This is a genomic window from Prosthecobacter sp., from assembly GCF_049294395.1.
Taxonomy (GTDB): Bacteria; Verrucomicrobiota; Verrucomicrobiia; order Verrucomicrobiales; family Verrucomicrobiaceae; genus Prosthecobacter.
Map to the genome: position 1 here is coordinate 1 of NZ_JBAQCR010000060.1, position 19,375 is coordinate 19,375.

Here is a 19,375-nt window from a genome sequence, read left to right on the forward strand (position 1 = left end):
GCTGGGGGCACTCCCGCCCCTGCTGCTGTACCCGGTGCCGCCCCGGCGCCAGGAGCCATGCCTGCAGGCCAGCCCAATGGCTACCCAGCCCAGCCGGGTGCCGTTCCTCCTGTCGGCCAGCCTCAACAGCCTGGTTATCCTCAGCAACCCCAGCAGCCCGGCTACGGCCAGCCTCAGCAGCCTGGATATGCGCAGCAGCCTCAGCAGCCCGGCTACGCCCAGCCTCAGGCAGCAGCACCTGCGCCTGCCCCAGAGGCAGAAGGCATGAGCATGATGAACATGATCCTCATCGGCATTGGTGTGGTCGCACTGGTGCTCCTTCTCACCCTCCTCGGCGGCAAGAAGAAAAAGTAATCGCAGGCCCCATGGGCTGAATTCATGCCGCTCCAGATTCGCAGAATCCAGAGCGGCATTTTCTTTTCCCCGTGCTTCATGGGGGGCTCAGACCGAGCTGCGGCCACAGCCATCGCACGGTAGAGTCGCCTTTGAATTTCCCCAATTGTTCCCGAATATCGCGCTTGGCGACACTCCGTTTGGAAGTCGAATCGAGATTCGATTCTGTCTCAGAGGTGATGGAAAAAATTTTCTCTACAGCATTTTAAGTAATTACGTGTCCGCTGAAATCAGGGCCGCCAAAAGCGGTTCTCCCTCTTCCTGCCCCTGGCATACGACGACACTGAACCCTTTTCTTCGGGGAACCGGAGCGCAGCGGAGATAGACGAAGTCAAAGGGCTGGGGTGAGGGGATTGGCTTTGAGTCCGCACGATGGCAGGAGTCAAAAGGGCTATAAAATAATTCAAAACGCTCCAGGCCAATGCAGTCCAGAGTGGAGCCTTCAGCCTCGCGCTACTCCTTCGCCTTCTTCTTCCGCTTCTCTTTCTTGCCAGCCTTGCGGCTCTCTTCGCCATTCCAGCGTGGGTCCTCCCAGCGGGGTGCCTGCATGGTGGCGTTCCATTGGTCGAAGAGCTTTTGCAGCGCCTTCGCTTTCTCCGGCTCCTTGGCGCTGAGGTCAGTTTGCTCACCGGGATCGGTGGCAAGGTTCACCAGCATGGGCTGCATGTCTTTGCTGGCTTTGACGAGCTTCCAGTCTCCCTGACGCACGGCCTGCTGCACGCCAAAGCGGAAGTAGAGCTCACGCGGGGCCAGCTTGTCCGTTTTGCCTTCGAGCAAAGGCAGCAGGTTCACACCATCGAGCGGAATGGAGGTCGTCGCACCCGCTGCGGCCAGGGCCGTGGGCAGGACATCGAGCTGAATCACCGGCTCATCACTGACACGGCCCGCAGGAATGTGCCCCTTCCACGCGGCCATCCATGACACACGGATGCCGCCTTCCCACACGAACCACTTGTGCCCGCGCAGCCCGCCCATCTCAGCATTCTGATAAGCGCCGCCGTTGTCGCTGATGAGAAAAATGAGCGTGTTCTCCTCCTGCTTCATCTCGCGCAGCTTCGTCATCACCGTGCCGATGGCTTCATCCGCCTCCGCAGCGAGCGCAGCGTAGGCCGCATCGTGCTTCGGCAGGTGCTTGAATTTTTCCAGCCATTTCTCCGAAGCCACGTGCGGACTGTGCACGGCGTTGAAGGACAGCATGAGAAACCAGGGCTTGGCCTGATTCGCCTCCATGAAATTCACCGACTCCCGTGCATAAACGGGTGAAGTGACCGGCGCACCCGCCAAGTCTTCCACCAGCTCTTTGCCGCGATAAAACGAAGGCCCTTTGCCTTCACCAAGATTGCCCACAGTACCCATGGCAAAGTCAAACCCACGTGCCGCTGGCATGAACTCCGGGCTGGTGTCGCCAAGGTGCCATTTGCCCACGATGCCCGTGGTGTAGCCTGCGGTTTGAAGGTGCTGCGCCAGCGTGGTCTCGCTCAGCAGCAGTTCGCGGCCTGCTTTGGTGGGATTGGCATCATGGCCGGTGCGCGCCTGGTAGCGGCCCGTCATCAAACCCACACGGCCCGGCGAGCACACGCAGCCGGAGGAATAACCGTTGGTGAAACGCACGCCGCCAGCGGCCAGGGCATCCATGTTCGGCGTGGGAGCCATTTTGCCACCATAGGCGCCAGGCTGGGCCCAGCCCATGTCATCGAGATAAAAAATGAGGATGTTGGGCTTGGCCGCATCCGCAGCATGGGCGGATGAGAGCAGCGCAGCGGCAAAGCAGAGCAGGAGTGCGGAGAGCTTCATGGGCGCTCTCCGAACGCTGCAATGCGGCAAATGTATCAGCAGATCACTCCTTGGCGGAGCTCAACCGCAGGTGCGCAGCCTCCGTCACGGCGGCGGCCAGTTCGTCCAGTTTCTCGCGGTCGGTGATTTTCTGGCTGTGCTCGTCCTGCACGTAAATGGCGTCGATGGCCACCCCCTTTTCCGTGCTGATGCGTGCGTGCGTCACGTTGTGCCCGAGGCGGCCGATGGCCATGAAGATGTCATACAGCAGCCCGAGGCGGTCCACCAGCTGCAGCTCCAGCACCGTCTGGTCCGGCGAGAGGTGGTTGTTCACGTAGATGCGCTGCGGAATCTCCGCGCCGATTTCATCCAGCATCGTGATCGACTTGCCCAGCTTCTGGGTGATCGCATCCCCGAAATCAAAGGTCTGCCCGCTGAAGGCTTTGCGCACAGATTCCTCGATACGTGCGCGGGCGCTCTTGGTGGTGACGGCGGCGAAGTTCGTGTTGCAGACGCGGAAGGTGTCCAGCACCAGGTGGTCGGCGCGCTGGTAGAGATCCGCGCTGAGAATGTTGATGCTTTCCGCCGCCAGGGCGCCGGAGATGCGCGCCAGGAGCAGGTGGCGGTCCCAGCAGACGACGGTGAGCTCGCTGTAACCCTGGTCCACGTGATCCTCCCAGACCATGACAGGCAGCAGTCCTGCCGCAGCCTCTTCACGGATGAGCTGCTCAAAGAACTGCCGGAACTGGCGCAGATGCGTGGCGATGAGATCGGCCTCGCGGAAATTGAAGTAGGAGGGCGGCATGTGGCGGAAGTGCGCGTCCACTTCCGCTTCATAGCCGGCCCCAAGGCGTCGCAGCACCTCCTTTTTCAGATCCTCCAGCGGCACCTGCACATTGCGCATGAAATCCGCCGGCGCGTTCATGAAACGCAGCGCGCTGTGATAGAGCTGGCGGATGGACGCCTCCTTGTAACCCGACCAGCTCTTGTCGCTGGTTCCCTTCGAGTCCGCATAGGTCATGAGCAGCAGCGTGTCGAGATTCTCCTTCGTACGCACGATGCTGACGAACTCCTCGATCACCTGCGGATCATCTAGGCTCTTCGTCGTGGCGGTGCGGTACATCAGCAGGTGATTGTCCACCAGGAAGAGCAGCAGCCTGCGGCGCTCTCCTTTGATCTGCAGCCGGCGGGAGACGGCGGCGGCCAGCGTGGTGCTTTCATCGCTGTGCGTCTTCTTGTTGGCCGCACGGCCTGCGTCATGCAGCAGGAGGGCGAGATACAGCACATACGGCTGCTGCAGATCGTGAAACAGCTGCTGAAAGAGGTCCACGCCTTTCAGGGTGGGATCACTCAGCTCATCAAGTTTGTCGATGGTGCGCAGCGTGTGCTCATCCGCCGTGTAGAGATGGAAGAACTCATGCTGCACCAGATTGGTGAGAGCACCAAACTCCGGCATGTACCTGCCGATGAAGCCCACGCGGTGCATCTGCCGCAGCGTGCGCGCCGCATCCCCTTTGTGGGAGAGAATCGTCTCAAACGTCTCACGGTTGGCCTTGTTGTAGCGGAAGCTGGTGTCCACCAGTCGGAAGTTGTCCTGGATGAGCTGGAACAAATCCGGGCTGAGGCGCAGGTGGCGCTTTTGCGTGTGGAGAAAGAGGCGCATCATGCGCTCCGGGTCATCCTTGAAGATCGTCGGGCTTTCCGCATAGAGCCGCTCATGCTTGCGGTTGAAGCCGTCGAAGCTCTCCTGCTCCTTCTCAGCCTTCCGCCGTGCGATGAAGCCCATGAGCTTGCTCTCCTTGCGGGTTTCCAGCGCCTCCAGATGGAAGCGGTCCAGATGGAAGCGGTCCATCACCTCATTGCTGCGCTGCAAAATGTCGCGCGTGGCCGTGTAGTAGCCGTGCATCAGCGCCTCGATGCGGCGCAGGATGCGTTTGTGGCGGTAGCCCAGGTGCGTGGCCACCGGCCCCTGCAGGCGCAAAGTTAAAAGATCTTCGGCCCGCTTTTCGGTGTAGTGCATTTCGTTTCGCACACGCAGGATGAATTCATAGCCCTGCTCCACCTCCTTCCAGCCCGCCTTGGAGATCAGGCCGAGCGCCACCAGATCCTTCGGGTTCAGCGTGCGGTGCCGCGCGTACGTCATCCAGATCAGGTTCTGGTAGTCGCGCAGCCCCCCGCAGCCGTTTTTCACATGCGGCTCCTGCACAAAGGGGGTGTTCTCATACTTCGTATGGCGGCTGTTCAGATCGATCTGCCGCAGCTTCAAAAAGTCCCCCTCCTGCCCGTCCATGCATTCCTTGTCAAAACGGGACCGGAACTCCTCAAAAGCCGTCTTCTGGCCTGTGACGAGGCGCGCCTCCATCAGCGCCGTCTTGGTCTCCATGCTCTCATTGGCCAGCTTGATGCACTCGCCCACGCAGCGTGAGCCATGGCCCACCTTGAGCTTCAAATCGTAGAAGTAGAGCAGGTAGTCGCGGATCAGCTGCACGACTTCCGTGGACACCCTGCCGCTGTTGCCGGGAAACATGAAAGTGAGGTCCACATCGCTGCCCGGACTCATCACCCGCCGGCCGTAGCCGCCGTGGGCGATCACACTGACATTGAGCTTGGTACGCACCGCAGGGTCCAGTGTCGACAGCGACTCCTCCCACAGGATGCGCACCAGGAAATCCATCACATCCGAGCGCATGCGGCAGATTTCCGCTCCGCTAAAGCTGCCGGAGCGGTGCCGCTGCTTGATGCGCTGCTCCTTGATCTTGAGAAAGCGCTTTGCCTGGCGCAGCGTTTCGGTGCGTCCACGCGGCAGCTTGTCCTCGGGCGGAAAAAATTTCTGCGCGCTCTTGTTCAGGTGTCGCAGGTATTCGCGTTCGGTCATTTCAGCAGAAGTCAGTAGGTGATCAGTGCGTGAACCGGGCCGGAATCATTCACTTTTTCGCGCCCGCCGAGGAACGCCAGTTCAATGAAAAACGTGCTGCCCAGCACCTTGCCGCCCGCCTGCTCGATGAGGTGCAGCGCCGCCGCCGCCGTCCCGCCCGTGGCGAGCAAATCGTCCGCCAGCAGCACCGTTTCCCCCGGCGAGATGGCATCCAGGTGCATCTCCACCGAGTTCGTGCCGTATTCGAGCGAGTAATCAATCCCCCGCGTCTGCCAGGGCAGCTTGCCCTTCTTGCGCACCGGAATGAATCCCGCGCCCAAGCGCTCGGCGATCAGCGCCCCAAAGATGAAACCCCGGGCGTCGATCCCGACGACCTTGTCCACCTCCGTGATTCCCGTGGCCTCGATCATGCCATCAATCGTCTGCGCCAGCAGCGTCGGATTGGCCAGCACCGGGGTGATGTCTTTGAAAAGAATGCCGGGATTGGGGAAATCAGGCACGTCGCGGATCGTGCGGCGGATGCTGTCGAGAATGTCGGGAGCCATGCCCTGCGATCATGGAGGAGATGCGGGGATGCGCAAGCTTCATGCGCCAGCATGAATCTTCCTCGTCCTCGATCCAAGCGCGCCCGCCATCAATCAGCGACACCAAACTTCGACAGCACCTCTTCATGGGTCTTCACTCGTCCGGCTGCGATGTCCGCCAGACCGCTGTCAATCTTCTGCCGGACGTAGATTTCATACATCAAATCGTCACATGGGGCGGATTCAGGCAGAGAACGGCTCAGCTTGGAAGTTTGGGCCTTGATTCCACAAGTACGGAGTTTGCCAGCAGCCATGACAAAATAAGAGCACATCTCCGCCAGACTGACAAGCCGCTCCCAGCGTGTTCACCCTTGCAGAAACGTCACAAGACCACGAATGTCCGCCCCCCGATCCAATGCCTGCCTCTCAGCAACTGCTTCTTGCCGCCACCCTCATCTTTGTGGGCGCGCTCGTGCAGGCATTGCTGGCGCTCAAGGCCGGTGCCTGGAAGCAGGCGCGGGCGCAGTTCTTCCTCATGGCGCTGGGTTTTGCCCTGCAGACCGGCTTCATCTTTCTGCGCGGTGAGGAGGTGCGGCAGTGCCCCATTCGCAGCCTGCCGGACATTCTGGTCTTCATCGCCTGGAGCATTGTGCTGCTCTATTTCCTCGTCGGCCCGGCCTTCCGCCTGTCGCTGCTGGGGGTTTTCACCTCGCCGCTCGTCACCCTCATGCAGGTGATGGCGTTCACGAACGGCTTCGCTCCCTACAATCCCAAGGGACCCATCAATGCGCTGGTGGAGCTGCATATCGCGCTCGCCCTCATCTCCTACGCGGCCTTCGCCCTGGCCTGCATCACGGGCGTGATGTACCTCGTGCAGGAGCGCATGCTGAAGCGGCACCAGATCGGCGGCCTGTTTTACCAGTTGCCGCCCATCCAGGGACTCGCGCACGCCATCCAGCGCACCGTGCGCCTCGGCCTGCTGCTGCTGAGCATCGCGCTCAGCATTTCCTTTGCCCTGCATCTGCCCATGACAAAGACCGGCCACGTCGTCTTCGCCTGGATCGTCTGGGCCCTGTATGCGGTCATCTCCCTCCTGATGTGGAAACATTTCACCTCCCCGCGCAAGACCGCGTGGCTGGCCGTCATCGGCTTTATCCTGCCGTTCATCTCACTGTGGATCGTCACGCATGCCTGAGCCGACGGACATTCGCAGCGGCCTCGTCTGTGTAGGCCTGAACTACAAAACCACCCCCGTCGAGGTGCGTGAGCGCCTCGCGTTTCCCGAGGCGCAGGTGCCTTTGGCCGTGCAGCAGGTGCGCGGGCTGCCAGGATTTGAAGAAAGCGTCGTCCTCAGCACCTGCAATCGCGTGGAGCTCTACGCCACGCACGCCCTGCCCAGCGGCAAGGAGGGCCACGCCGCCCTGCGCCAATACCTCATCGAACGCTTCGAACTTCAGCCAGAGCACGCAGAAGCCCTGGTGCTTTACAATCTCGACTCCGCCGAGGCCGCGCGGCACCTTTTCCGCGTCGTCAGCGGGCTCGACTCCATGGTGCTCGGCGAGACGGAAATCTTCGGCCAGGTCAAAGCCGCCTACAAAGTCGCCCTCGACACCGGCACCACCAGCCGCTCACTCAATAAGCTCTTTCAGCAGGCCTTCACCGTCGGCAAAAAGGTGCGCAACGAGACCACCATCCAGCGCGGCTCCACCAGCGTGGGCAGCGTGGCCGTGGATCTGGCGGAAAAAGTGCACGATCTCAAGGAGTGCCGCGTCATGCTCGTCGGCGCCGGGGAAATGAGCCGCACTTGCGCGCAGAGCCTGCTCTCACGCGGCGCCAAGAGCATCATCGTCTCCAACCGCAGCTACGACAAAGCCGTGGAGCTCGCCACCGAGATGAAGGGCCGCGCCATGAAGTTCGACGAATGGGAGCACGCCCTGCATGAGGTGGACGTCATCATCTCCAGCACCAGCGCCCCCCATTTTGTCATCAAGCCCGAGCAGATCGATCAGGTCATGCGCAAGCGCCGCTGGGAGCCCCTGCTCATCATCGACATCGCCGTGCCGCGTGACGTGGACCCCGCCGTGAACAACATCGAAGGCGTCTATCTCTACGACATCGACGCCCTCCAGGCCATCGCCGACGAAGGCCGCCGCGAGCGCCTCCGCCAGCTCGCCTCCTGCGAGCGCATCATCGAAGAGCAGCTCGAAAAATACGGCTTCCTCAAATCCCCCGGCAGCGGCGGTCTGAAGCTCGCCTGACCGGTCCCGCATCACCCACCGCTGTTCCGTAGTACCGGCTTCAGCCGGAATCTGGATTCTGGGGTGGTCGTGCCTTTACAGGCGTGCACTGGGCCAGCCAAGCCTGCGAAGCCGGGCTTGCCGCAGACACCTCCCCGGTGCATCTTTGCCCCATGTCAGTCGCAATCGAGACACCGCAGAGTGCATCGGATGAAGTCCCGATGTTTCCGCCTTGGCTCGACCTGCCGCCGAACTATCTGGTGCAGGACTGGATTCGCTGGCAGAAGGGCAAACTCGTCGCCGCACGATTGCGTCAGCAGCCCCAGCTTATGCAGCAGGGCCTTCACTGGTTGCTACGGGATCAGGAGACTTTATCTGCTCACGATACCGAATGGCTGACGCTCTTGCAGACGGGAGATGTGGAGGCCGTGGCCAGGATTTTGGAAGACACGGGAGACACCGGGCAGCGACTTCGTTCCGGCATGCCTTTCAAAGGCGAGCCCTTTGTGACGCACCAGGAAATGGAGACCCTTCGTGAAAGAGCTTACGCAGGCTGATTTCTCTCTTTTGTGGCCTGAACTCCGCCGCTGGCTGCCCGTTCAAGTCACCGATGTCTGGATGATCGGCAGCGCGTCCGTGGCCGTCGTCAATCCTGACGTGCCCGCCGCCTTGCGCACCAGCAAGGACATTGATGTGATCCCTGTCGGTACACCCGTGTTGTATTTTGATTCCACCATCATGGAACGTGAGCTGGGTGAAGACAGTGATTTCTCCAGCAGGCATCGCTTCTTTGTCGATTACGTCAGTGACAGCCTCCTGAAGTGGACGCCGCCCGGCTGGCAGCAGCGGGTGACGACCCTTCAGCTCACCGCAGGATTGCGCGGTCACTGCCTGGACCCGCATGACGTCGCCTACAACAAGCTCTACGCCGGGCGTCCCAAGGACATCGTCTGGGTGCGGGGCCTGCTGGGCACCGGCATCATCACCTGGGCGCGGCTGGAGGAGCTTCATGCGGCCAACCCCCTCGCCCCGGCGGACCGGGAAAAAGTGGAGCGCAGCATGGCGCAAGTCCGGGCGCAAACCAGCCCGTAAGATGGGTGTGGCGACAGCCCGCCCTATCTGCGCTTTGCATGCGCGTGCCCGGCGCGAGGTAGGGCGGCTTGTCCTCAAGCCGCCGCAGAGCGTCTCCACGTTCGCTTTCCGGAAATCAGTTTCGCAAAACGCTATAAAAACGCCACCCGCCAAACAGCCCGCCAAGGTCACGCCTATTCCTTGCGTCCCGCCCCGGTACGTGAAAAGCTGGGAACCCCACCATGACCCCCGCAAAAATCATCCTCGGCACCCGCGGCAGCGAGCTGGCACTCACTCAGACAAAAATGGTCACGGCAGACCTGCAGACCGCGCATCCGCATCTGCAGATCGAGCGCCAGATCATCCAGACCAGCGGTGACAAACGCCAGGACCTCCGCTTCTCCGAGTTCAGCGACGTGGCGCAGGTGGACAAAGGCATCTTCATCAAGGAGCTCGAAATCGCGCTCGCAGACAGCCAGATCGACGCCGCCGTGCACAGCCTCAAGGACGTGCCCAGCGATCTCGCCGCCGGCTTCACCATCGCCGCCGTTCTTCCACGTGCCGCCATTGAGGACGTTCTCGTCAGCGCACATCCCTACACCCTCGAAACCCTGCCCCAGGGCGCGCGCGTCGGCACCAGCAGCGTGCGCCGCGCCGCGCAGCTCAAGTTCCTGCGCCCCGACGTCCAGATTGTCGAGATCCGCGGCAACGTCCCCACCCGCGTGAAAAAAGTGCTCGGTGAAAATGCGCTCGATGCCGTGCTGCTCGCCGCCGCCGGCCTGCTGCGCCTGGGCCTGCTCAATGCGAACCTGAGCCGCATCCACATCGACACCCACACGCTCTACGGCCTGGTGCTCGATCCCGTGAAATTCCTCCCCGCCGCCGGGCAGGGCGCCATCGCCATCGAATGCCGCGCAGGAGATGAAGCAACGATCAAAGCCATCCGCGCGCTCAACCACGCCGAAACCGAATCCCGCATCACCGCCGAGCGCGAATTTCTAAAGATCCTCGGCGCCGGCTGCCAGACCCCCGTGGGTGCCCACACCTGGATCAAGGACGGCCAGCTCCACATGGCCGTGCGCGTCTTCAACGAAGCCGATCTCGCCCTGCCACCCGTCGAGCGCGAGGCCCGGCGTCCCGTGCACGAAGCCGCGCAGCTCGCCGCAGATCTGGCCGGCATGCTCTGACTTTTCTGAGATTCGGAAGCAGCCATTCATAGTGACTGCTGCCAGAACCGTTGCTTGCTTGCAGTGTTGGGCAGCTCCAAAGAAATGGATGCACTGGCTGAAGCGCTTGTTGGGATTATTTGGAGGCGAAGCATCGGCGTCGAACGTCTCCGAGACGGGAAAGGCTGACCGGGCGTCCATCAAAGCACGGTTTGCTGCACTGGCACAGCCGGCGGTCCTGCTGGCACCCCACGGTGCAGCGGGGTTTTCACGGCTGGGCGGTCTGCCACAGATGCCTTCTGACACAGCGTGGCCTCAATATGGCGGAAAGCCGCAGGCATTTCTCGCGCAGCTTGATCTGGCAGAGGTTCACTCTGCGATGGCTTCAAGCCTGCCTGCGACGGGTTTTCTGTTCTTTTTCTACGATCAGGAGCAGGGCGTGTGGGGTTTTGATCCGAAAGATGTTGAAGGCTGGCAGGTCGTTCATACACAGGCGGACTGCAGGTCCCTTCCTGAACGCAGTGCCCCAGAGGGTTTGCCCGAGGAGTTTATTTATCAGCGCAAGCCTGTGCAAGCTGAGCGCATCGAACTGCTGCCGGATACACCGCGGCTGCCGAGCGCCGAGTTTGACTGGAAGCGCGATGGTGACGCTTACACCAACTACCGCCAGGAAGTGTTTGGCGAACGGACGCGGCATCAAGTGCTGGGCTTTCCCACTCCGGTGCAGGGAGATGACATGGAGCTGGAGTGCCAGCTGGCCTCAAATGGCATCTATGTCGGCGGTCCCGAGGGCTACAAGAACCCGCGGGTGGAAGAACTCCGCGCCGGAGCCCGCGAATGGAAACTCCTGCTGCAACTCGACACCGATGACGACACAGGCTGGATGTGGGGCGATGTGGGTACGCTGTATTTCTGGATGAGAGAGTCGGACATGAAGGCCGGAGACTTCAGCCGTGCATGGATGGTGTTTCAATGCTGCTAACAGTGCCGCATGGTCACGGAGCTAAAAACGGCGAGGCACCATGGGGTCCTGCAGGCAGGAAAGGCCCCTGCAATCCACCGCCCCTTTTGTAATGCACAGCGATTGACTGAATAGACCCGCAGTAGCTGCGTCGGACTATTCACTTATGAAAACAAAACTGGTTCTTCTGTTCACGGCCATTCTCACTCTGACTTCTTTGAGTTCATGCATCGCCCCTTATGGCTACGGCGGCGGTTACGGGGGAGGATATGGCTACAGCAGATCCTACTACCGCCCCTCGTACGGCGGCTACAGCAGCTACGGCCGCTCCGGTTACGGTGGTAGCCGCGGGTATGGTGGCTACAGCGGCCATCACGGCGGCTTTGGTGGGGGTAGCTACGGTGGACATCACGGCGGCCATCACCATTGAGACCTCTCCTGAGCTGAGGCTTCCTGCCAGCTCTTGAGCATTTCTTGGCAGCGCCCGGACATTGATCCGGGCGCTGTTTTTGATGAAGTCCTCCAAGGTCTGAAATAGCGCGTTCAGGTCGCGTATGGATGGCGGAGAATGAATCAGAGGAGGACTAGCGCATGGTCCGCAGACTCGAAAACGGCCCCGTCTTCCCACCCGCCATCGTCGCAGTCATCTGGCGGCGTAGCATTGGAATGCGCTGGATGATCGGAAACACCAGATCACGCATCCACCCCAGTGGCAGAAGATCCGACTGGAAAAAAGGCGTCGTCCATCGCGTGGCGAACTGGTAAAAGCGCAGGTGTTTCCGTCGGCTGCTGGAGTACTGGGCGAGGGCTGCTGGCAGGGATGTTTGTGTGGCAAGAGATTGCGCGAGAACAGCCGCATCCATCAGCGCGAGGTTCACCCCCTGCCCGAGTTGCGGACTCAGCGCATGAGCGGCATCACCGAGAATGGCCACGCGTTCGCCGTGCCATTGCTTCATGCGCACGTCGTGGTAAGCCGCAGTGGCGACTTGTTGATGCGAGTCGATTTGCTTGAGAAAACTTTCGGCCTGCGGGGCCAGGGCAAGGATCTCACGCTTCCAATCTTCCAGCGGAGTCTTCCGCCATCGCTCGATGTGATCGAGGCGAATGCTCCAGAACAGGCTGAGCAGATCGTCCTGCGTGCCGGTGGGCAGAAAGCCGGTCAGCTCGCGCGTGTTGCCGACGCATTGCCACAGCACCTGCGGATCAAACTCCGGTGTCCGCTTGCCGATAAACCACAGCGCGCCCCAGGGATAACGGCTCACGCGTGCGGGCACGCCGCTTTGATCCCGCAGCGTGGAATGCGCCCCATCGCAGATCAGCAGCAGATCATAAGGGCCATGCGCTGCACCATTGGCATCGTGCAGCATGGGACGCTGCGTGGCATCTCGCGTGAGCCTGGCGATGTGCGTGTTCCAGAGAACCTTTGCGCCTGCACGCTGAGCAGCATCGAGCAGCAGATCCAGCAGCGTGGCGCGATGCGTGCCCGCACCGAAGAGGCCGCTGCCGAGTTCTTCATAAGTCAGGTGCAGCAGCGTGCGCCCGGACTTCGTGCGACAGTACAATTTCGAAATCGTGGCGATATGCGGCCGCAGTTCTTCCGCAAGGCCCAGCTCCTGCAGCACCGCCATGCCGGTGGGCTGCAGCATGAAGCCCGCGCCCACGGGCAGCTTCTGCGGCGCACGCTCGAAGAGCGTCACCGCATGACCCGCCCTCGCAAGGAAGATCGCCGCCGCAGGCCCGGCCGTGCCAGAGCCAACGATGGCGATGCGCAAAGGGGGCTGCATGAGTTTAGGAAAACACGGATTGATTCGGCGGCGTGCCCGGAATGTGCAGGATGTTGGAGGTGGGATTGCGCTGCGGCTTCTGCGCCGGATTGACAGGGTCGATCATCGCGAGCTCATCTCCCACACGCCTGCGGGCACGTTCGGCACGCTGAGGCTCCACAGCCCCTCGGCGTCCCTCGTCAGCGGCACGGGTTCTTTTTGCCACTGTCCGCGCAAAGCAACGCTTTGAGATTTGGGAGCCCGCAGGCGGAAGATCACGCTGTGATCGTCCTGAACCTCCGGTGAAACAATCGGCGCGCTTCTCTGCGCAAAGGAGGTGCAGGTGCAGGCAAAGACAAACGCAAGGCTGAGAATAGACTTCATGGCGCAGGGATGCTGGCATGAAGGGCGGCGAATGGGAAGCGGGATTCCATCCACCCCGATCCTGCCATAGGGGCGCAATTTCTTGAATACAGTCCCAGAGGCAGCGTCGAATCCCAGTGAACCCTCAGTGATTATGAAAACAAAACTCATCCTTCTTCTCACAGCGGTCATCACCCTTGGATCGCTCAGTTCCTGCGTCGTACCCTACGGCTACGCCAGCACCGGTTACCGCCGCCCCTATTACGGCGGCTACGGCGTTTACAACAACTACTACGCCCGCCCCGGTTACGTCCGCCCCGGCTACGCCTACGGCGGCTACCGTTCACCCTACTACGGTCGTCCTGGCTTTACCGGCTATCGGCCCGGCTTTACCGGCTATCGGCCCGGCTTTGGTGGCTACCACGGCGGTTACACTCATGTAGGCGGTTTCCATGGGGGCCACATGGGTGGCTTCCATCACCACTAAAACGCCAGTTCAGACGGCTGAATCCAGCCGGCTCTGAAACTTCAACTCGCAGCGCCCTTTTCGGGGCGCTGCTCGTTGGTTGATAGGCGGACTCGCCTCCCTCATCAAAAACGGATGGGAGCCGATGCCTTGAACAGACCTGCGCTGGCGACTTTAAAACCATTGAACAAATGAAAACAAAACTCCTCGTTCTCTTCACGGCCATCCTCACGCTGAGCTCAGTAAGTTCATGCATCGTGCCCTACAACAGCGGCAGATCGTACCGCCGTCCTTCCCATCACAGCAGTTACGGCCACCACCATCACCGCGGCAGCGTGGGAGGTTACCGTGGCGGCGGCAACGGCGGTGGTTTTGGTGGCAACTTTGGCGGCTTCTAAGCGGTCACTGTCAGGAGGATATCTGAAACACTCACACCACTCCGCTTCACTCCACTTCCTGCTTCGCCAAAGTGTGGGCGAACGGGCTGGTGGAGGCAAGGTTGTACTGACGGATGGCCGTGGCCCAGAACGGCGCCAGCTCATGATCGGCGGCGCTCCAGATACGGTAGTGCAGATTGGTCACCGTGTCCGTGTCGTGCATCAGCGCCTTCAGCTCCTGCGCATTCAGCGTCTGCGGCCCCTGCGTGATCAGACGGTGGCTGATCTCCTTAAGGTAGGCGGATGACACCTCGATGGTGCGGCGGCGGCGCAGCAGGCTCACATGCAGACCGTTCACGTAAGGATCCAGGCACACCTGCATGAGGCCATAGTGCCGCTCCAGTTCGGGAGAGAGCTGGATGCGGTCTTTGATCTCCTCCAAATTCTGCTGCATGTTTTTCAGCACCGTCGGCGGCTCATGCTCTTCCGGCGTGAGGAAGAGGCCCAGACGCCGTCCGCTGCGCCCGCTGGAAACCATGGCCGCCACGAGGATGGAAACGACCAGGGAGAACAGAATGGGGCTGATCCAGATCAGGAATGCCTTCGAGACAAACCAGCCGATCACTCCCCAGGCAAGGCCCAGCAGCGTCACGCTGAGGAAGGTGAAAATGATCTCGCTCCAGTTGATGCCGCCGTCGATCTTGCGCCGCTGGGTCACCCAGCTCACGCTTTTGCCCACGATGGTGTAAACGACAAACCGCGAATGGAAGATCATCAGCACCGGTGCCATCAGCGTGAAGACCACCGTGTCCAGCAGGCTGCTGAAGAACGTCAGGAAGCGCAGTTTCAGCGGCTTGAACATGCGCCCCGTGATGACTTCATCCAGCAGGATCACCGTCTTCGGCAGGAAGATCAGCATCGCCGTGACGGCCAGCAGAATGTGCTCGGCCAGGATGGCCTGCGGCTGCACGTGCGGCGTCGGCGTGGCGGCCAGCAGGGTCGCCAGCACGAGGAAGAGAAACCACAGCAGCGAGCTCACGTAGCTCAGGATGCCGTGCAGGAAATTGATCCGGCTCATCGGGTGCCAGCCTTTGGCAAACAGCAGCCAGAGGTGCTGCATGTTGCCCTGGCACCAGCGGCGGTCACGCTTGAGCATGTCCACCAGCGTGGGTGGTCCTTCCTCATAGCTGCCACGCGTGGTGGGCAGCAGCCTCACAGCGTAGCCGGCTTTGCGCATCAGCGCGGCTTCCACAAAGTCATGGCTGAGAATATGCCCGCCAAAGGGCGCATTGGCAGGCAGCGGCGGCAGCGCACAGTGCTCGATGAACGGCGCCAGACGCAGGATGGCGTTGTGCCCCCAGAAGTTCGCCTCGCCGCACTGCCAGTAGTCCAGCCCCGCCATGAAGGGCGGGCCGTAGAGCGCCTGCGCAAACTGCATCACGCGCCCCAGCAGCGTGTCTGCCGCGATCTGCTTCGGAAACGTCTGCACGATGCCGATGCCCGGATTCTTCTCCATGATGCGCACCAGGCTGGTGAGCAGCGCGCCGGACATCAGGCTGTCCGCATCCAGCACCACCATGTAGCGGTAGCGCTTGCCCCAGCGGCGGCAGAAGTCGCTGACGTTGCCGCTCTTGCGGTTGATCTGCTTGCGGCGGCGGCGGTAAAAGATGCGGCCAAACGCCTTGAGCTGGCGGCACAGCTCCAGCCACGCAGTTTCTTCCTCGATCCACTGGCTCGCTTTGTCGGAGTCGCTCAGGATGAAAAAGTCGAAATTCGCCGCCTGCCCCGTGGCTTCCAGCGAGAGGTAGATGCTGCGCAGACCTTCATACACGCGCGTCACATCCTCATTGAACACCGGCATGATGATCGCGGTGCTGGCCGTGATGGGCTGCTCGTAGTCTTCCGCCGTCAGGGAAAGCCACAGGCTAAGCGAGTCCGGCTTCGGGCGGTTCATCAGCCACACGCCGAAGAGCGCCGTCCAGAAGCCCACATTGAGCTGGTAGTACAGCGGGATGAACACCAGCAGCAGCCCCCACTCGGAAAGCCGCATGCCGTTTTCCGAAAGGAAAATGTAGGACAGCCACGCACCCACGATGGTGCCCAGGCCGACAAGGGAGAAAAACGTGGCGCGACGCGTGCGCGAGATGTGCTTGGGCGGCATCCCGGCGGTCATCGCGATGTTTGCGGTCTGGCTGCCAATGGGTGCGCTCATCCGAAGAGGGAGTAAAGGTAGCCCAGCACGCTGCCCACGATGATGACGAGCACCGAATAGCGCAGGATGGGATGGCGGCCAAGGCGGTCAAAAGTGTCGTCCGCCACGTCGGTGAACATGCCCAGGTCGATGTCACGCGGGGTCATCTTGCTCACCTGCATGCCGGGGCCGGAGGTACGAATGGCGGAGCGCATGGCCTCGGCCATGTCGTCAGGCATGTTCTGTTCATCGAGGAAAAACTGCGGCCAGCGCGAAGGACCGCCGGCGAGGTGGAAGCCCAGACGCCCCGTGGCTTCCAGCTGCGCTTCGTTGAGATTGAGATCGCTGTAGATCGAGCCCAGCCACTCGCGCAGCATGAACCGCGCCTGCTCGATCGAGTGTGCCGTCGGCGTCCGCGAAGGATCCTTCGCATGGGCCTTGGCGGCGTTGCGCAGGGTTTCGAGAATCAACTGCGTACGGCGGATGCGGTTGTGGAGCTGGTACGAGCGGAAGTAATCGGCGAGGCGCGCATACGCCTCGTTCCATTCTTCCTCGGTGCCAGTCGCGGGGGCAAACTGAATGTTGACTGCTTCCATGTAGGTTCAAATCCGAACCGCATGGAGAATGCGCAGTTTTGATGCCGTGGAAAGCAGAGGATTGCGGATTCCGCATTTTTGACCTCCGTCAGCGCAGACGGCAGCCCCCGGGACAAGACGCCCCGGGTGAATCCCGTCTTATGATCCTCCCGCTTACGCGATCACTTCATTGAGCAACCGGCCGCCGTTCACGATGTCCACCGGACGCACGTTTTCGACGACGATGCGCTTGCTGGCGTTGATGCCGAGCAGGCGGTACATCGTGCGGGCCAGGTCTTCCGGGCCCACGGGGTTTTCATCCGGCTCGCCACCGAGGGCGTCGGACTTGCCATAAACAAACCCCTTCTTCATGCCGCCACCGGCCATCGCCACGGAGAACACGCGCGGGTAGTGGTCGCGGCCGTTCGTGCTGTTGATGCGCGGCGTGCGGCCGAATTCGGAACTCACGAGCACCAGCGTGGTGTCCAGCATGCCGCGTTCATCCAGATCCTTGATCAGGCGTGCGAAGGCCACATCGAACTGCGGAGCCTGGCTTTCAAAGGCACCCTTGATGTTGGAGTGGTGATCCCAGCTGCCGTAGTTCACGGACACCATGCGCACACCGGCTTCGACGAGACGGCGGGAGAGCAGGAAGCGCTGACCGGCGGCGTTGCGGCCGTACTCATCGCGCAGCTTGTCGGGCTCGGCGTTGAGGTTGAAGGCTTCGCGGGCCTTGTCAGAGCTGATGAGCTTGTACGCAGCCTGATAGAAATTGTCCATGGCGCTGAGGCCGTCCGATTTCTCGGTGGTGCGGAAGTGCTCGTCCACAGCGGAGAGCAGGTTGCGGCGGCGGTCAAAGCGCTTCGCGTCGATCTCCTTCGGCGCGGCCAGATCGCGCACCGTGAAACCCTTGTCCGCAGGATCGCTGCCCAGAGCAAACGGGCCGAAGGCGCTGCTCATATACCCGCTGCCTTGATCCGGCGCGATCATGTTCGGCACGGCCACATAAGGTGGCAGGTTGTTGCGCGGTCCCTGCTCGTGCGAAATGATGGAGCCGAAGCTCGGGAACTTGATGGCTGGGCTCGGGCGGTAGCCGGTAAACATGTTGTGCGTCCCGCGCTCATGCGCCGCCTCCCCATGCGTCACGGAGCGGATCAGCGTGATCTTGTCCAAGATCTTGGCGATGTTCGCAAACTGTCCGCCCACGAATTCCCCCGTCACACCTTTGATGGGATTGAACGGCCCGCGGTAATCCGGCGAAGCAAACGGCTTCGGATCCCAAGACTCATGCTGCGCCATGCCACCCGGCAGGTAGATATGAATGATCGAAGTGGCGATGGGCTTGTAGCTCTCCACCGCTGGCATCGCAAGATCCGCCGCTTGAAGCTTGAGCAAATTGGGCAGCGTGAGGCCCAGCCCCGCCATGGCTCCCACCTGCAGGAAATCACGCCGGCCCTGAGGGGTCGTGAAGAGATTGCTGTGATTGCCGGAGCAGAGACGATGCATTTTCATGGTGCGGATTCAGTGGGTTACATCCAAATCTACCATGCAAGAGCGGGCCATGTTACGCCCGCAGGCCATTCTGCCAAGACAGGCACAATGTTGCGCAAGAGAGGCGCAAGTGTGCCGAAATACCAAGGGAGGAAGAGGGCATGGAGCCCCGCTCACTCCCACCCACAGATCTTCACATGCACCTGCGCCACCCGGCCCATGTAGTGGTCCATGGAGAAATCCTTCGCCGCTTTGAGCATGTGTGCTTTCGCCTTCGCGTCTTCGCCGATCGCTTCGAAATACAAGCCCAGATACAAATGCGCGTAGCACCGATGGTTGCGCAGGCGTTCACCGTCGCCCTCCTCGGCGGCTTTCAGCACGGCCTCCTCGCTGCCTTTCCCCGCAAAGAGTTCATGCACCTGCTTCATCGGGATGCGGCTGTCGCCTTCGATGGGAATGAAGACCTTCCTCGCCGCCTCCACGCCCTCCCCTTTCGCAATGCAAAGGAAATGCCACGCGGCATTCTCGACGTCGTTGCCGTTCACCGTTTGGTGCACCTCAAACTGCTCGCGCCCCCCTTTGAAATCCCCCGCGTAGTACAGCGAAAGCCCACGCTGCCAGAGCTGCGGTTTCGACTCCGGTGCCAGCGCGATAAGCTTGTCAAAAGCCGCCACCGACTCCTTCGGCTTCGCCGCAAAGAAAAAATCCACCCCCTGCTTAAAGAGCTCGGTGGGCGTGTCTGCGGCGCTGAGCAGCGAAGGGAGAACAAACAGGGTGATGACGGCGAGCAGTGATTTCATAGGATGATCAGAACATGACACAAGACGTCATGAACTCATCCAACCATGCAGAAGGCCGAAAGATGTCCACGTGGTTCTGAATAATCAAGCGTTCGGGGGAAAGCAGAGTGACTCGTTCCCGGCGGGTTGCATGCGTCGAGTACGACGGACACTCTTGTCTGTCGGCCAGCGCTTTCTCATTCATCCATCACTCCGAGGAAGAAAACGCTCCTGGAGCGCGGACCTCCGAGCTGATCTTTACCCACAAAGTTGGAGATAGAAATTGTACTCTGCTGGAGCAGGCTATCTTCGGGCGGGTGTCTATTTCCACCACCCGCACGCTTCCCGCCTTTTCGCATGACCTTCAGGC

Annotated in this window: 19 protein-coding genes and 1 pseudogene; 10 read left to right on the forward strand and 10 right to left on the reverse strand. The window is 61.2% G+C overall.

The annotated features are described in order from the left end of the window. Positions 1-354 (forward strand): annotated as a pseudogene (locus tag WAW39_RS04160) (hypothetical protein); the annotation flags it as partial. Positions 355-846: 492 nt separating this feature from the next. On the opposite strand, the gene WAW39_RS04165 reads toward WAW39_RS04160, so the two are convergent. The 4 genes from WAW39_RS04165 to WAW39_RS04180 form a co-directional block, all read right to left on the reverse strand. Then, positions 847-2,187: a sulfatase-like hydrolase/transferase gene (locus WAW39_RS04165; RefSeq protein WP_422316080.1), complete on the reverse strand. Its 1,341-nt coding sequence runs from the start codon at positions 2,185-2,187 to the stop codon at positions 847-849. Positions 2,188-2,230: 43 nt separating this feature from the next. Next, complete coding sequence (gene glnD / locus WAW39_RS04170) at positions 2,231-5,041, reverse strand: [protein-PII] uridylyltransferase (protein WP_422316082.1); 2,811 nt, start codon at positions 5,039-5,041, stop codon at positions 2,231-2,233. Positions 5,042-5,052: 11 nt separating this feature from the next. Next, positions 5,053-5,586 (reverse strand): adenine phosphoribosyltransferase, encoded by a 534-nt coding sequence (locus tag WAW39_RS04175; RefSeq protein ID WP_422316084.1) that lies wholly within the window; start codon positions 5,584-5,586, stop codon positions 5,053-5,055. 89 nt (positions 5,587-5,675) lie between these two features. Beyond that, the gene (locus WAW39_RS04180; protein WP_422316086.1) at positions 5,676-5,879 is read right to left on the reverse strand and encodes a hypothetical protein; all 204 of its coding nucleotides are present in this window, start codon (positions 5,877-5,879) and stop codon (positions 5,676-5,678) included. A gap of 101 nt (positions 5,880-5,980) precedes the next feature. Between WAW39_RS04180 and ccsA the strand changes: the two genes are divergently transcribed. The 7 genes from ccsA to WAW39_RS04215 all read left to right on the forward strand — a co-directional run bounded on the left by ccsA (position 5,981) and on the right by WAW39_RS04215 (position 11,430). After that, entirely contained in the window at positions 5,981-6,760 is a 780-nt protein-coding gene (gene ccsA, locus WAW39_RS04185) for a cytochrome c biogenesis protein CcsA (protein ID WP_422316088.1), read from the forward strand. Further along, positions 6,753-7,823, forward strand: coding sequence for a glutamyl-tRNA reductase (gene hemA, locus WAW39_RS04190; protein WP_422316090.1), 1,071 nt, complete (start codon positions 6,753-6,755; stop codon positions 7,821-7,823). The genes ccsA and hemA overlap by 8 nt, the downstream gene beginning before the upstream one ends. A 152-nt stretch (positions 7,824-7,975) precedes the next feature. Continuing rightward, positions 7,976-8,359, forward strand: a complete 384-nt coding sequence (locus WAW39_RS04195; RefSeq protein ID WP_422316092.1) for a hypothetical protein — start codon at positions 7,976-7,978, stop codon at positions 8,357-8,359. Then, positions 8,337-8,894 (forward strand): DUF6036 family nucleotidyltransferase, encoded by a 558-nt coding sequence (locus WAW39_RS04200; protein WP_422316094.1) that lies wholly within the window; start codon positions 8,337-8,339, stop codon positions 8,892-8,894. Before WAW39_RS04195 ends, WAW39_RS04200 begins: the two co-directional genes overlap by 23 nt. Positions 8,895-9,115: 221 nt before the next feature. Then, a complete protein-coding gene (hemC, locus tag WAW39_RS04205; RefSeq protein WP_422316096.1) occupies positions 9,116-10,060 on the forward strand; it encodes a hydroxymethylbilane synthase in 945 nt (314 codons plus the stop codon). 88 nt (positions 10,061-10,148) lie between these two features. Beyond that, complete coding sequence (locus tag WAW39_RS04210) at positions 10,149-11,021, forward strand: YwqG family protein (RefSeq protein WP_422316098.1); 873 nt, start codon at positions 10,149-10,151, stop codon at positions 11,019-11,021. Positions 11,022-11,166: 145 nt separating this feature from the next. Continuing rightward, positions 11,167-11,430: a hypothetical protein gene (locus tag WAW39_RS04215; protein WP_422316100.1), complete on the forward strand. Its 264-nt coding sequence runs from the start codon at positions 11,167-11,169 to the stop codon at positions 11,428-11,430. A 154-nt stretch (positions 11,431-11,584) separates the two neighbouring features. On the opposite strand, the gene WAW39_RS04220 is transcribed toward WAW39_RS04215, so the two are convergent. Together WAW39_RS04220 and WAW39_RS04225 are read right to left on the reverse strand one after the other, a co-directional pair. Then, positions 11,585-12,784, reverse strand: coding sequence for an FAD-dependent oxidoreductase (locus WAW39_RS04220; protein ID WP_422316102.1), 1,200 nt, complete (start codon positions 12,782-12,784; stop codon positions 11,585-11,587). A 102-nt stretch (positions 12,785-12,886) separates the two neighbouring features. Then, positions 12,887-13,147 carry a hypothetical protein gene (locus WAW39_RS04225; protein ID WP_422316104.1) on the reverse strand — a complete coding sequence of 87 codons (261 nt, stop codon included), beginning with the start codon at positions 13,145-13,147 and terminating at the stop codon, positions 12,887-12,889. A gap of 133 nt (positions 13,148-13,280) precedes the next feature. Here WAW39_RS04225 and WAW39_RS04230 point away from each other — a divergent pair, with 133 nt between their 5' ends. Both WAW39_RS04230 and WAW39_RS04235 read left to right on the forward strand, forming a co-directional pair. Continuing rightward, positions 13,281-13,613, forward strand: a complete 333-nt coding sequence (locus tag WAW39_RS04230) for a hypothetical protein (protein WP_422316106.1) — start codon at positions 13,281-13,283, stop codon at positions 13,611-13,613. A gap of 170 nt (positions 13,614-13,783) precedes the next feature. Next, positions 13,784-13,990 carry a hypothetical protein gene (locus WAW39_RS04235; RefSeq protein WP_422316108.1) on the forward strand — a complete coding sequence of 69 codons (207 nt, stop codon included), beginning with the start codon at positions 13,784-13,786 and terminating at the stop codon, positions 13,988-13,990. A 46-nt stretch (positions 13,991-14,036) separates the two neighbouring features. On the opposite strand, the gene mdoH is transcribed toward WAW39_RS04235, so the two are convergent. From mdoH to WAW39_RS04255, 4 genes are all read right to left on the reverse strand, one after another. Next, on the reverse strand, positions 14,037-16,181 hold the full coding sequence (gene mdoH / locus WAW39_RS04240; RefSeq protein WP_422316110.1) for a glucans biosynthesis glucosyltransferase MdoH: 2,145 nt from the start codon (positions 16,179-16,181) through the stop codon (positions 14,037-14,039). Beyond that, entirely contained in the window at positions 16,178-16,756 is a 579-nt protein-coding gene (locus tag WAW39_RS04245; RefSeq protein ID WP_422316112.1) for a hypothetical protein, read from the reverse strand. The genes mdoH and WAW39_RS04245 overlap by 4 nt, the downstream gene beginning before the upstream one ends. Positions 16,757-16,909: 153 nt before the next feature. Beyond that, positions 16,910-18,247: a DUF1501 domain-containing protein gene (locus WAW39_RS04250; protein ID WP_422316114.1), complete on the reverse strand. Its 1,338-nt coding sequence runs from the start codon at positions 18,245-18,247 to the stop codon at positions 16,910-16,912. A 152-nt stretch (positions 18,248-18,399) separates the two neighbouring features. Beyond that, complete coding sequence (locus WAW39_RS04255) at positions 18,400-19,026, reverse strand: tetratricopeptide repeat protein (RefSeq protein ID WP_422316116.1); 627 nt, start codon at positions 19,024-19,026, stop codon at positions 18,400-18,402. Positions 19,027-19,375 lie beyond the last annotated feature (349 nt).

Coding starts and splice junctions, on each gene's coding strand:
- WAW39_RS04180 (WP_422316086.1), bottom strand. CDS start 5,879: ATGGCTGCTGGCAAACTCCGTACTTGTGGAATCAAGGCCCAAACTTCC.
- WAW39_RS04255 (WP_422316116.1), bottom strand. CDS start 19,026: ATGAAATCACTGCTCGCCGTCATCACCCTGTTTGTTCTCCCTTCGCTG.
- WAW39_RS04230 (WP_422316106.1), top strand. CDS start 13,281: ATGAAAACAAAACTCATCCTTCTTCTCACAGCGGTCATCACCCTTGGA.
- WAW39_RS04165 (WP_422316080.1), bottom strand. CDS start 2,187: ATGAAGCTCTCCGCACTCCTGCTCTGCTTTGCCGCTGCGCTGCTCTCA.
- mdoH (WP_422316110.1), bottom strand. CDS start 16,181: ATGAGCGCACCCATTGGCAGCCAGACCGCAAACATCGCGATGACCGCC.
- WAW39_RS04225 (WP_422316104.1), bottom strand. CDS start 13,147: ATGAAGTCTATTCTCAGCCTTGCGTTTGTCTTTGCCTGCACCTGCACC.
- ccsA (WP_422316088.1), top strand. CDS start 5,981: ATGCCTGCCTCTCAGCAACTGCTTCTTGCCGCCACCCTCATCTTTGTG.
- WAW39_RS04245 (WP_422316112.1), bottom strand. CDS start 16,756: ATGGAAGCAGTCAACATTCAGTTTGCCCCCGCGACTGGCACCGAGGAA.
- WAW39_RS04195 (WP_422316092.1), top strand. CDS start 7,976: ATGTCAGTCGCAATCGAGACACCGCAGAGTGCATCGGATGAAGTCCCG.
- WAW39_RS04235 (WP_422316108.1), top strand. CDS start 13,784: ATGAAAACAAAACTCCTCGTTCTCTTCACGGCCATCCTCACGCTGAGC.
- WAW39_RS04175 (WP_422316084.1), bottom strand. CDS start 5,586: ATGGCTCCCGACATTCTCGACAGCATCCGCCGCACGATCCGCGACGTG.
- WAW39_RS04250 (WP_422316114.1), bottom strand. CDS start 18,247: ATGAAAATGCATCGTCTCTGCTCCGGCAATCACAGCAATCTCTTCACG.
- WAW39_RS04215 (WP_422316100.1), top strand. CDS start 11,167: ATGAAAACAAAACTGGTTCTTCTGTTCACGGCCATTCTCACTCTGACT.
- glnD (WP_422316082.1), bottom strand. CDS start 5,041: ATGACCGAACGCGAATACCTGCGACACCTGAACAAGAGCGCGCAGAAA.
- WAW39_RS04210 (WP_422316098.1), top strand. CDS start 10,149: ATGCACTGGCTGAAGCGCTTGTTGGGATTATTTGGAGGCGAAGCATCG.
- WAW39_RS04220 (WP_422316102.1), bottom strand. CDS start 12,784: ATGCAGCCCCCTTTGCGCATCGCCATCGTTGGCTCTGGCACGGCCGGG.
- hemC (WP_422316096.1), top strand. CDS start 9,116: ATGACCCCCGCAAAAATCATCCTCGGCACCCGCGGCAGCGAGCTGGCA.
- hemA (WP_422316090.1), top strand. CDS start 6,753: ATGCCTGAGCCGACGGACATTCGCAGCGGCCTCGTCTGTGTAGGCCTG.